The organism is Dactylosporangium siamense, assembly GCF_016862795.1.
Taxonomy (GTDB): domain Bacteria; phylum Actinomycetota; class Actinomycetes; order Mycobacteriales; family Micromonosporaceae; genus Dactylosporangium; species Dactylosporangium siamense.
The window spans coordinates 1-13,825 of record NZ_BONQ01000219.1 but is presented as its reverse complement, the minus strand read 5'-3'; the positions used below and the strand labels follow the sequence as shown (position 1 = coordinate 13,825).

Genomic DNA, 13,825 nt, shown 5'->3' with positions numbered 1-13,825 from the left:
GTCGGCGCCGCGGGCCACCATCCGCAGGCCGTCGGCCACGGCGGCGGGGATCGCGAACTCGAAGGCCGCGCCTTCCGCCGAGCGCACCGCCGGGCGCGGCCGGTCCGTCGGCAGGTCCAGCGTCGGAGCGCCGGCCAGCCGGTCGCGCCAGAAGCCGACCTGGCCCGCCAGCACGTCGCCGGTCAGCCACTGGCGCTGCCAGACCGCGAAGTCGGCGTACTGCACCGGCATCGGCGGCAGCGCCGCGCCCGCGTACAGGGTCTCGAGCTCGCGGCGCAGGATCGGCGCTGACCACTCGTCGCCGACCACGTGGTGCATCGAGAGCGCCAACACGTGCTCGTCCGCCGATACCCGCAGCAACGATGCCCGGAACAGCGGACCGGCGGCCAGATCGAACGGCACCTGCGGACCCAGCTCGTCGACCACCGGCAGGTCGAACCGCTCCGGCGCCGGGTCGATCACCTGCCACGGCACACCGTGCTCGTCCGCGACCAGCCGCGTCCGCAGCACCTCGTGCCGGGCCACCAGTGCGGCCAGCGCCGCGCTCAGCGCCGCGACGTCGAGTTCGCCTTCCAGGGCGATGGTCATCGGCGCGTTGTACTCCACCGAGCCGGGTTCGAGCCGGTGCAGGAACCACAGCCGCTGCTGCGCGAACGACAGCGGCAGCGGCCGGTCGCGGTGCACGGGCACGATCGCCGGTGCCGCCACGCCCGCCCCGGCCGCGTCGACCGCGACCGCCAGCCGGGCGACCGTCGGCGCGTCGAACAGCGCCGAGACCGGCAGGTCGGCCCCGAGCACGGCCCGGACGCGCGACATGACCTGCGTGGCGAGCAGCGAGTGCCCGCCGAGCTCGAAGAAGGTGTCGTTGACCCCGACCCGGTCGACGCCGAGCAGCTCGCCCCAGATCCCGGCCAGCAGCTCCTGTGTCGCCCCCGAGGGGGCCACGAACCCGGCGGCCGACTGGGGCCGCACGCCGTCGACGGCCGGCAGCGCGGCCCGGTCGACCTTGCCGTTGACCGTCATCGGAATACCGGTCAGCTCGACGAACACCGCCGGCACCAGATACTCCGGCAACCGCACACCAAGATAGGCCCGCAACCCGTCGGTCTCACCCACCACATACGCCACCAGCCGGTCCCCATCGGCCACCACCACTGCCGCCGACACCCGCGGATGCGTCAGCAGCACCGACTCGACCTCACCCGGCTCCACCCGGAAACCGCGCACCTTCACCTGCGCGTCCAACCGGCCCAGATACTCCAGCCGCCCGTCGGCGCTCCATCGCACCACGTCGCCGGTGCGGTACCACCGTGCACCGCCGGGCGCCGCGATGAACCGCTCCGCCGTCAGGTCGGGTCGGCCCGCATACGCCCGCGCCACGCCGGCGCCGCCGATCAGCAGCTCGCCGTACACCCCGACGGGCACCGGCCGCAGCTGCGCGTCCACGACCTGGAGCCGGGCGTTGCCGATCGGGCCGCCGATCGACGGCACGTCGCCGTCGAAGTCGGCCATCGACGCGCACACCGTGGCCTCGGTGGGCCCGTAGGCGTTCACCAGCCGGTACCGGTCCGCCCAGCGCCGGGCCACCTCGACGTCCAGCCGCTCACCGGCCGCGATCACCGTGCGCAGCCCGGCCAGGTCATCGGTCTGCAGCACGGCCAGCAGCGACGGCGGCAGGGTCGCGATGCGCACCCCGCCGTCGGCGATCACCCGGGCCAGTTCGGCCGGCTGGGACCGCACCCCGGACTCGGCCACCACCAGCCGCGCGCCGGCGGCGAGGGCCATGACCAGCTCCCACACCGAGGCGTCGAAACCCATGGATGCGAACTGCAGCACGCCGTCGCCGGGGCCCACCCCGAACGCCGCCTGCTGCTCCGCGCACAGGTTGACCAGGCCGGCGTGCGGGACCAGGACGCCCTTGGGCCGGCCCGTCGAGCCCGACGTGAAGATCACGTACGCGAGTTGCCGCGGGTCGATCCGCACGTCCGGCGCGGTGTCCGGCATCGCCGCGATGCCCGGGCCGTCCATCAGCACCGACCGCCACCGGCCCATCGGCAGCTCGTCCACGGCGGCGCCGGTGCCGGCGACGACGGACACGCCGGCGTCCGCCAGCATTCCCGCCAGGCGGTCCGCCGGCAGCGACACGTCAAGCGGCAGGTACGCCCCGCCGGCCTTCCACACCGCCACGATGAGCACCGCCATGTCGATGCCGCGCTCGACCGCCACGCCGACGACCGACTCCGCGCGCACCCCGGCCGCGACCAGCGCGTGCGCCACCCGGTTCGACCGCTCCTGCAGCTGCGCATACGTCAGCCCGGCGCCGCCCGCCGACACCGCGACGCCGTCGCCGGAGCCGAACAGCTCGTGCACCCCGCCCACCGACGGCAGGGCCCGGTCCGTGTCGTTCCACGACGCCAGCCGCGTGGCCTCCGGGCCGCTCAGCAGCGGCAGTTCCGACAGTCGGCGGCCGGCGTCGACGGCCAGCCGGCCCAGCAGCTCCACGAGGTGTCCGGTGAGGCGTTCCACGGTTGAGCGGTCGAAGAGCGCCGTCGCGTACTCCACGGCGCCCGACAGCCCGGTGCCGTCGTCCGTGAAGATCAGCCGGAGGTCGAAGCGGGTGAGCAGGTCGGAGCTGTCGTCGCCGGCCCGGTCCGCCGCCGACGCGAAGTAGTTGAACAGCACCTGGAACAGCGGCGCCCGCGACCGGTCCCGGGCCACGCCGAGCTCGTCGACGAGCCGCTCGAACGGCAGGTCCTGATGCTCGAACGCGGCGAGGGCCTGGGCCCGCACCCGCCCGACCAGGTCCGCGAACGTCGGGTCGCCGGACAGGTCGGTGCGCAGGACCAGGGTGTTGACGAAGAACCCGATGAGGTCCTCGACCTCGGCCCGGTTCCGGTTCGCGATCGGCGTGCCGACCACGATGTCGTCCTGGCCCGTGTACCGCGACAGCAGGACGGTGAACGCCCCGAACAGCGTCATGAACATCGACGCGCCCGCGTCCCGGGCCACGGCCCGCAGTCGCGCGGTGACCTCGTCGGGCACGTCGAACCGGACCGCGCCGCCGGCCGGCGACCATACCGCTGGGCGCGGCCGGTCCGCCGGCAGCTCGAGCAGCGGCGCGCCCGAGAGCCGCTCCCGCCAGAAGCCGACCTGTTCGGCCAGCACGTCGCCGGTCAGCCACTGCCGCTGCCAGGCCGCGAAGTCGGCGTACTGCACCGGCAGCGGCGGCAGCGCCGCGCCCGCGTACAGCGCCTCGAGCTCGCGCCGCAGGATCGGCACGGACCACTCGTCGCCGACCACGTGATGCATCGCCAGGGCCAGCATGTGGCGGTCCGGGGCGATGCGCAGCAGGGTCGCCCGGAACAGCGGCCCGGCGGCCAGGTCGAACGGCACGGCCCCGTCCGCGGCGAGCCAGGCACGCACGGCGTCCTCGGCCACCTCGACGACGGGCACGTCGAAGCGGTCCGGTGCCGGGTCGATCGCCTGCCGTGGTACCCCGTCCTCGCCTGCGACGAGCCGCGTGCGCAGCACCTCGTGCCGCCCGACGAGCGCGGTCAGCGCCGCGGTCAGCGCCTCCGGGTCGAGCTCCCCGTCGAGGGAGATGATCATCGGGGTGTTGTACTCGGCCGAGCCGGGCTCGAGCTCGGCCAGGAACCACAGCCGCTGCTGCCCGAACGACAGCGGCAGCGCCTGCTCCCGGCTCACCGGCACGATCGGCGGCGTCGCACCGCCCGGGGCCGCGTCGTCGACCGCCCCGGCCAGGCCGGCCACCGTCGGCGTCTCGAACAGTGCCGCCACCGGCAGGTCGGCGTCGAATGCGGCCCGGATGCGCGACATGACCTGCGTGGCGAGCAGCGAGTGCCCGCCGAGCTCGAAGAAGTTGTCGGCCGCGCCGACCCGGTCCACGCCGAGCAGCTCGCCCCAGATCCCGGCCAGCAGCTCCTGTGTCGCCCCCGTCGGCGCCACGAACTCGCCGGCCAGCTCCGGCCGCGCGTCGACGGCCGGCAGCGCGGCCCGGTCGACCTTGCCGTTGACCGTCATCGGAATACCGGTCAGCTCGACGAACACCGCCGGCACCAGATACTCCGGCAACCGCACACCAAGATAGGCCCGCAACCCGTCGGTCTCACCCACCACATACGCCACCAGCCGGTCCCCATCGGCCACCACCACTGCCGCCGACACCCGCGGATGCGTCAGCAGCACCGACTCGACCTCACCCGGCTCCACCCGGAAACCGCGCACCTTCACCTGCGCGTCCAACCGGCCCAGATACTCCAGCCGCCCGTCGGCGCTCCATCGCACGAGGTCCCCGGAGCGGTACACCCGGGAGCCGTCCTCGGCCGCGATGAACCGTTCCGCGGTCAGCTCCGCCCGCCCCGTATATCCGCGGGCCACGCCGACGCCGCCGATCAGCAGCTCGCCGGGTACGCCCACTGGCACCGGCCGCAGCTGCGCGTCCACGACCTGGAGCCGCACGTTGGCGATGGGGCCGCCGATCGCCGGCGCGCCACCGTCGTAGACGGCCATCGACGCGCAGACCGTGGCCTCGGTGGGCCCGTAGGCGTTGATCAGCCGGCGGCCGGCCGCCCAGCGGCGCGCCACCTCGCGATCCAGCCGCTCGCCCGCCGCGACCAGGGTGCGGATCCCGGGCAGGTCGGCCGGGTCGAGCACGGCCAGCAGCGACGGCGGGAGCGTGGCGACCCGCACCTCGCCCTCGGCGATCACCCGCGCCAGCTCGGCCGGCTCCGAGCGGACCCCGGACCCGGCCACCACCAGCCGGCCGCCGGCGGCCAGCGTCACCACCAGCTCCGACACCGACGCGTCGAAGCTCATCGACGCGAACTGCAGCACTCCGTCGCCGCCGTTGACCTCGAAGCCGGCCTGCTGCGCCAGGCAGAGGTTGACGATGCCGGCGTGGGGCACCAGCACGCCCTTCGGCCGGCCCGTCGACCCCGACGTGAAGATCACGTATGCCAGCTGCCGCGGGTCGACCCGCACGTCGGGCGCGGTGGCCGGCAGCCCGGCCAGCGCCGCCGTCGTGCCTGGGCTGTCCACCACGACGGTGCGCCAGCGGCCCACCGGCACCTCGTCCAGTGCGTCGGCGGTGCCGGCCACGATCAGCGCGCCGGCGTCGGTGAGCATGACCGCCAGCCGCTCCGCGGGCAGCGACACGTCCAGCGGCAGGTACGCCCCGCCGGCCTTCCACACGGCCAGGATCAGCACCGCCATGTCCGGGCCGCGCTCGACGGCCACGCCGACGACGGATTCCGCGCCGACGCCGGCGCCGCGCAGCAGGTGCGCCAGCCGGTTCGACGCCTCGTCGAGCTCGCTGTAGGTCAGCTCGACACCGCCGGCCGACACCGCCACCGCATCGCCGGTGCCGATCAGCTCGTGCACCCCGCCCACCGACGGCAGGGCCCGGTCCGTGTCGTTCCACGACGCCAGTGCCGCCACCTCGTCCGGCGCCAGCAGGGTCACGTCCGACAGCCGCCCGTCGGCGTCCGCCGCGATCGCACCCAGCAGCCGCACCAGGTGCCCGGCCAGCCGTTCGATCGTCGGGCGGTCGAAGAGCGCCGTCGCGTACTCCACCGTGCCCGACAGCCCGGCCCCGTCGTCCGTGAAGATCAGCCGCAGGTCGAAACGGGTCAGCAGGTCCTCGCGGTCCGCGCCGGCGCGCTGCTCCACCTCGAAGTAGTTGAACAGCACCTGGAACAGCGGCGCCCGGGACCGGTCCCGGGCCACGCCGAGCTCGTCGACGAGCCGCTCGAACGGCAGGTCCTGGTGCGCGAACGCGGCCAGGGCGTCCGCGCGGACGCGGCCGAGCAGGTCCGCGAACGTCGGGTCGCCGGACAGGTCGGTGCGCAGGACCAGGGTGTTGACGAAGAACCCGATGAGGTCCTCGACCTCGGCCCGGTTCCGGTTCGCGATCGGCGTGCCGACCACGATGTCGTCCTGGCCCGTGTACCGCGACAGCAGGACGGTGAACGCCCCGAACAGCGTCATGAACATCGACGCGCCGGCGTCCCGGGCCACGGCCCGCAGCCGCTGCGACACCGCCTCGTCGAGCTCGAAGCCGACCGCGGCGCCCGCCGGCGACCAGACCGCCGGGCGCGGCCGGTCCGCCGGCAGGTCCAGCCCGGGCGCGCCGGCCAGCCGCTGACGCCAGTAGCCGAGCTGCCCGTCGAGGACCTCACCCGTGAGCCACTGCCGCTGCCAGACGGCGAAGTCGGCGTACTGCACCGGCAGCGCCGGCAGCTGCACACCCCGGTAGAGCGCCTCCAGCTCGCGGCGCAGGACGCCCGACGACCACTCGTCGCCGACCACGTGATGCATCGACAGCACCAGCAGGTGCCGGTCGCCGGCCAGCCGGGTCAGCGTGGCCCGGAACAGCGGACCGGCCGCCAGGTCGAACGGCGTCTCGCCGGGCGGCTCGTCCGCCACCGCCGGCTCGAACCGCTCCGGCGCCGGTTCGATGACCTGCCACGGCACACCGTCCGCGTCGGCGACCAGTCGCGTGCGCAGCGCCTCGTGCCGCGCCACCAGCGCCGTCAGCGCCGAGACGAGCGCCTCGGCGTCCAGCTCACCGTCGATGTCGATCGGGATCCGCAGGTTGTACTCCAGCGATTGCGGCTCCAGCCGGTGCAGGAACCACAGCCGCTGCTGCGCGAACGACAGCGGCAGCGGCCCGCCGCGGTCCACGGGCACGATCGCCGGCGCCTCGAGTCCGGGCGTCGCCGCCTCGATCGCCCGCGCCAGTCCGGCCACGGTCGGGGCGTCGAACACCGCCCCCACTGGCACCTCGACCCCGAACACGCCGCGGACCCGCGACACCACCTGCGTCGCCAGCAGGGAGTGCCCGCCCACCGCGAAGAAGTCGTCGTCGGCCCCGACCCGGTCGACGCCGAGCAGCCCGGCCCAGATCCCGGCCAGCACCTCCTGCACCGGCCCCGACGGCGCGACGTACGCCCCGGCCAGCTCGGACCGGACCCCGTCGACCGCCGGCAGCGCCGCCCGGTCGACCTTGCCGTTGCGGTTCAGCGGGATCGCCGTCAGCTCGACGAACACGGCCGGCACCAGGTACTGCGGCAGTCGCGCCGCCACCCACTCCCGCAGCCCGTGGGCCTCGCCGACGACGTAGGCGACCAGCCGGTCGCCGTCGGCCACGACCACCGCCGACGCCACCCGCGGATGCTCGCCCAGCACCGCCTCGATCTCGCCCGGCTCGATCCGGACCCCGCGCACCTTCACCTGGTGGTCGGCCCGGCCCAGGAACAGCACCTGCCCGTCGCCGCGCCACACCGCGACGTCCCCGGTCCGGTACAGCCGGACCCCGCCGGCGGCGGCGACGAACCGCTCCGCGGTCAGCTCCGGCCGGCCGTGATACCCGCGGGCCAGGCCCACGCCGCCCAGGTACAGCTCGCCCGGCACCCCGACCGGGACCGGCCGCAGCGCGGCGTCCAGCACCTCGACCCGCGTGTTGGCGATCGGCGCGCCGATCGGCACCACCGCGCCGCCGCCCGCCCGCGCACACGACCACGACGTCACGTCGATGGATGCCTCGGTCGGCCCATACAGGTTCTCCACCGCGGCGCCGTCGTGCCGGGCCTGGAACCCGGCCACGTCGGCGCCGGCCAGGGCCTCGCCGCTGCAGACCACCAGTCGCAGCGACGCCATGGGCGCCGGCCAGGGCTCGCGGACGAACTCGTGGAACAGCGACGGGACGAAGTGCACCACGCCGACCGCGGCGCGGTCGATCAGTTCGACCAGGTAGGCGACGTCGCCGTGCCGTCCCGGCTCGGCCATCACCATGCGGCCGCCGACGGTGAGGGGCCACACCAGCTCCCAGACCGACACGTCGAAGGTGATCGGCGTCTTGTGCAGCACCCGCTCGCCCGGCTCGAGGCCGTACTGCCGCTGCATCCACCAGATCCGGTTGGCCAGCCCCTCGTGCGTCGAGAGCACGGCCTTCGGGCGGCCGGTCGAACCGGACGTGTAGATCACGTAGGCCAGCCGGCCCGGCCGGAACGCCGGCACCGGGCGCGCCTGCACCACGCCGGCCCGCACGGCGGCGGCGTCGAGCACCAGCGCCGCGCCGCTGTCGGCGACCAGCTCGGCCAGGCGGGCCGGCGGGTACCCCGGGTCAAGTGGCAGGTAGGCGGCGCCGGCCTTCCACACGCCCCACACCGCCACCGCGAGCTCCACACTGCGGTCCAGGCACACGCCGACCACCGACTCGACGCCCACGCCCGAGGCGGCCAGATGGCCGGCCAGGGCGTCCGAACGGGCGTCCAGCTCGCGGTAGGTCAGCCGTTCGGCGCCGCACTCCACCGCCACCGCGTCCGGCGTCGCCGCCACCGACTCCGCGAACGCCCCCAGCACCCCGGCCGTCCACGGCACGTCGGCCGCGGTGTCGTTCCAACCGGCGACGAGGTCGACCTCCGCGGCGTCGAGCATCCGCAGCGCCGACAGCGGCGCGCCCGGGTCGGCGGCCACCTCGGCCAGCAGGCCGGTCAGATGCGACACCAGGCGCAGCATCCGATCCGTGTCGAACAACGCCGTGCTGTACTGCACCGAACCGGCCAGACCATCCCCGGCCTCGGCCAGCGTCACCGTCAGGTCGAACTTCACCGGCAACGGCCGCGGAGCCGAGACTCCAGCCGCCGGCGCCGGCCCCTCCGCGCCGGCGATGAAGTTGAACAGCACCTGGAACAGCGGCGTGCGCGACCGGTCCCGGGCCACGTCCAGCTCGTCGACCAGCCGCTCGAACGGCACGTCCTGGTGCGCGTAGGCGTCCAGCGTCGTCGCGCGGACCCGGGCCAGCAGTTCGGTGAACGTGGGGTCGCCGGACAGGTCGGTGCGCAGCACCAGGGTGTTGACGAAGAACCCGATCAGGCTCTCGATCTCGGCCCGGTTGCGGTTCGCGATCGGGGTGCCGACCGCGATGTCGTCCTGGCCCGTGTAGCGCGACAGCAGCATCGAGAACACGCCGAAGGCCGTCATGAACATCGACGCGCCGGCCGCCCGGGACACCGCGCGCAGTCCCGCGGCGACCTCGGCCGGCACGGAGAACTCGATCGCGGCGCCGGCCGAGGACCGCACCGCCGGACGCGGCCGATCCGCCGGGAGGTCGAGGACCGGCGCGCCGGCCAGCCGCTCCCGCCACGCCGCGAGCTGCGCGTCGAGGGCGTCGCCGGCGAGCCACCGGCGCTGCCAGGCCGCGAAGTCGGCGTACTGCACCGGCAGGGCCGGCAGCTCGAGGCCCGCGTAGAGCGCGTCGAGCTCGCGACGCAGGATGCCGGCCGACCACTCGTCGGACACCACGTGGTGCATGGCGAGCGCCAGGACGTGCTCTTCGGCGGCGACCCGCAGCAACGACGCCCGGAACAGCGGGCCGGTGGCCAGGTCGAACGGCACCTGCGGACCCAGCTCGTCCACCACTGGCAGGTCGAACCGTTCCGGCGCCGGGTCGATCACCTGCCACGGCGCCCCGTGCTCGTCGGCGACGAGCCGCGTGCGCAGCACCTCGTGCCGGGCCACCAGCGCCGTCAGGGCGCCGGTCAGCGCCTCGACGTCGAGCGGACCGTCCAGCGGAATCAGCATCGGCGTGTTGTACGCCACCGACTCCGGCTCGAGGCGCTGCAGGAACCACAGCCGCTGCTGCGCGAACGACAACGGCAGGCGCCCGCCCCGCTCCACCGGCGTGATCGGCGGGAGCGCGACGCCGGGCGCCGACGCCTCGATCGTCCGCGCGAGACCGGCGATCGTGGGGGTGTCGAAGAGCGCGGCGACCGGCAGCTCGACGTCGAAGGCGGCCCGCAGCCGGGACACGACCTGGGTGGCGAGCAGCGAGTGCCCGCCCAGGGTGAAGAAGTTGTCGTGGATCCCGATGCGCTCGACGCCGAGGACCTGGGTCCAGATCCCGTCCAGCGCCCGCTGCACCGGCGTGGACGCGGCCACGAACGCCGTACCGGGCTCCGCGCGTGCCGTGTCCGGCGCCGGCAGCGCCGCCCGGTCGACCTTGCCGTTGCGGTTCAGCGGCAGCGTCGTCAGCTCGACGAACACCGCCGGGACCAGGTACTGCGGCAGCCGCGCCGCCATCCACTCCCGCAGCCCGTCGGCCTCGCCGACCACGTATGCCACCAGCCGGCCCGCGTCGGCGACGACCACCGCCGCGTCGACCTGCGGGTGCGCGGTAAGCGCCAGCTCGACCTCGCCGGGTTCGATGCGGAACCCGCGCACCTTCAGCTGCGTGTCGGCCCGGCCCAGGTACTCCAGCAGCCCGTCCGCGGCACGCCGCACGCGGTCGCCGGAGCGGTACACCCGCGAACCGCCCTCGGCCGCGATGAACCGCTCGGCGGTGAGGTCCGGCCGCCCGGCGTAGCCACGGGCCACCCCGACGCCGCCGATGTACAGCTCGCCGACGACCCCGACGGGGACCAGGTTCAGCGCGGCGTCCAGCACGAGCAGGGTGGTGTTGGCGATCGGCCGGCCGATCGGCACCGTGTCCGCGCCGTCGTCGCCGGCGCGCATCTCGAAGACGCAGCAGCCGACCACCGTCTCCGTCGGCCCGTACTCGTTCACGATCACCGTGTCGGGCGCGTGCTCCAGCCACACCCGGGTCTCCGCGGACGTCAGCGCCTCGCCGCCGACCACCAGCCGCCGGGCGAAGCCGCCCAGCCGGTGCGCGGGCAGCAGTTCGCCGAGCGCCCGCAGGTGCGCCGGCGTCAGCTTCGCCAGGTCGAACCCGCCGATCTCGGTGGCCACGGCGGCGAGCCCGTCCAGGCCGCCGTCGTCGTCGACGAGGACGGCCGCCGAGCCGCACACCAGCGGCACCAGCAGGCTCGTCACGGTGAGGTCGAAGCCGAGGGAGGAGTGCACCGGGGCGCCCAGCTCGCCGCCGGATCCGTAGGCCCCGGCCGCCCACGACAGGTAGTTGACCAGCCCGCGGTGCGTGACCTGGACGCCCTTCGGTGTGCCGGTCGAGCCGGACGTGTAGATGACGTAGGCGAGCTGGTCCGGTTCCACCGCCACCGCGGGCGGCGCCGACGGCGCCCGCGCGATCGCCGGGTCGTCCACCGTGACGGTGCGCCGCAGCCCGGTCGGCAGGTCGTCGAGGGTGTCGGCGTCGCCGATCACGACCGTGGCGCGGCTGTCGGCCAGCATGACCGCGAGCCGCTGCACCGGATACTGCGGGTCCAGCGGCAGGTACGCCCCGCCCGCCTTCCACACCGCCAGCAGCGCCACCACCAGGTCCGGGGTGCGGCGCAGGCACAGCCCGACCACCGACTCCGGCCCCACGCCCAGCCCGCGCAGGTGATGCGCGAGCCGGTTCGCCCGGGCGTCGAGCTCCGCGAACGTCAACCGCACGGCGCCGGACACCACCGCCGCCCGGTCCGGCCCGGTCGCCACCGCCGCCTCGAACAGCTCGTGCGCGCCGCGTACCGGCGGCAGCGCGGCCGCGGTGTCGTTGAACCCGGCCGCCAGATCGTGCCGCTCCGCCGGGGTGAGGACCGGCAGACCCGACAGCGGGGTCGAGCCGCCCGCCGCCACTGCCGCGAGCAACACCTGCAGGTGGGCGACGAGCCGGCGCATCGTGGCATCGTCGAAGAGCGTGCTGTTGTACTCCACCGAGCCACTCAGCCGCTGCGGCCCCTCGACCACCACCAGCCGCAGGTCGAACTTCGCCCGGACGGCGACGGCCACCGACCCGTCGGCCTCCTCGTCGCCGCCGGCCGCGGGGTCCACGATGTAGTCGAACAGCGCCTGGAACAGCGGCGTGCGCGACCGGTCCCGGACCACGCCGAGCTCGTCGACGAGCCGCTCGAACGGCACGTCCTGGTTGGCGTGGGCGGCCAGGGTCACCGCCCGGACCCGGTCCAGCAGCTCGGCGAAGGTCGGGTCGCCGGTCAGGTCCGCACGCAGGACGAGGGTGTTGACGAAGAAGCCGACCAGGCCCTCGATCTCGGCCCGGTTGCGGTTCGCGATCGGCGCGCCGACCGGCACGTCGTCCTGGCCGGTGTACCGCGACAGCAGCACCGCATAGGCCGACAGCACCGTCATGAACATGGACGCGTCGGCGCCGCGGGACAGCGCCCGCAGCCCGTCGAGCACCTCCGGCGGGACGGTGAACCGGATCGAGGCGCCGTCGGACGAGCGCACCGCCGGGCGCGGCCGGTCCGTCGGCAGTTCCAGCGTCGGCATGTCGGCGAGGGCGGCGCGCCAGAAGCCGAGCTGACGGTCGAGGACGTCGCCGGTCAGCCACTGCCGCTGCCAGACCGCGAAGTCGGCGTACTGCACCGGCAGCGGCTCCAGGACGGTCCCGGCGTACAACGCGTCCAGCTCGCGGCGCACGATGCCGGCCGACCACTCGTCGCCGGCGACGTGGTGCATGGCGAGGGCCAGCACGTGCTCGTCCGCCGCGACCCGCAGCAGCGTCGCCCGGAACACCGGCCCGGCGGCGAGGTCGAACGGCACCGCCGCGTCCGCGGCCAGCCACGCCTCGACCGCGTCGCGGTCCACGTCCACGACCGGCACCTCGAGGCGCTCGGGCGCCGGGTCGACGACCTGCCAGGGGACGCCGTCGGCGTCGGGGACCAGCCGCGTGCGCAGCGCCTCGTGCCGCGCCACCAGCGTCGTCAGCGCCGCCGCGAGCGCGTCCGCGTCGAGCGCTCCGGCCAGGTGGACCGACGTCGGCATGTTGTACTCGACCGAGCCGGGCTCGAGCTGCTGCAGGAACCACAGCCGCTGCTGCGCGAACGACAGCGGTAGCCGCTCGCCCCGCCGGACCGGCACGATCGACGGCGCGGACGCAACCGGCGTCGCGGCCTCGACGGCGAGCGCCAGGCCAGCCACCGTCGGCGCGTCGAAGAGCGCCGCCACCGGCACCTCGGCCCCGAACACGGTGCGGACGCGCGAGACCACCCGGGTCGCTAGCAGCGAGTGCCCGCCGAGTGCGAAGAAGTTGTCGGTGGCGCCGACGCGGTCGACCTCGAGCAGCTGCGCCCAGATTCCGGCCAGCACCTCCTGCGTCGCGCCCCGCGGTGCCACGAACCCGTCGAGCTCGGGCCGCAGCCCGTCCACTGCCGGCAGCGCCGCCCGGTCGACCTTGCCGTTGCGGTTCAACGGCAGCGACGTCAGCTCGACGAACACCGCCGGGACCATGTACTGCGGCAGCCGCGCCGCCGCCCATTCCCGCAGCCCGTCGACGTCCCCGACGACGTAGGCGACCAGCCGCTCGCCGTCGGCGACGACGACCGCGTCCGTCACGTCGGGGCGCAGCCGCAGGGTGTGCTCGATCTCGGCCGGCTCGATGCGGAACCCGCGGACCTTCACCTGCTCGTCCGCCCGGCCGACGAAGTCCAGCGTCCCGTCCGGCCGCCAGCGCGCCAGGTCGCCGGAGCGGTACAGCCGGTCGCCGGTGAACGGGTCGGCGACGAACCGCTCCGCGGTCAGGTCCGGCTGGCCGGCGTAGCCGCGAGCCAGGCCCAGACCGCCGATGTACAGCTCGCCGGGCACGCCGACCGGGACCGGGTTCAGCGACCGGTCCAGCACGTGCACGCGGACGTTGCCGAGCGGCCGGCCGATCGGCGGCGCGCCGGCCTCGCCCGGCTGGCAGCGCATGGTCGTGGCCAGCACCGTGGACTCGGTCGGGCCGTACGCGTTGTACATCCGCGACCGGCCCGCCCATGCCGCCACCAGCTGCGCGCTCACCCGCTCCGAGCCGACCACCCACGTGTCGACCCCGCCGGCGGCGGCCGGGTCCAGCTGCCCCAGGAGCGACGGGGAGACGCTCGCAGCGCCGACGTTCGCGCGTGCCAGCAGG

1 protein-coding gene is annotated in these 13,825 nt (G+C 74.9%); it reads right to left on the bottom strand.

The window, feature by feature from the left end:
- Window positions 1-13,825 (bottom strand): non-ribosomal peptide synthetase (locus Dsi01nite_RS56335; protein WP_203854783.1); only part of this gene is annotated, 13,825 nt, incomplete at both ends.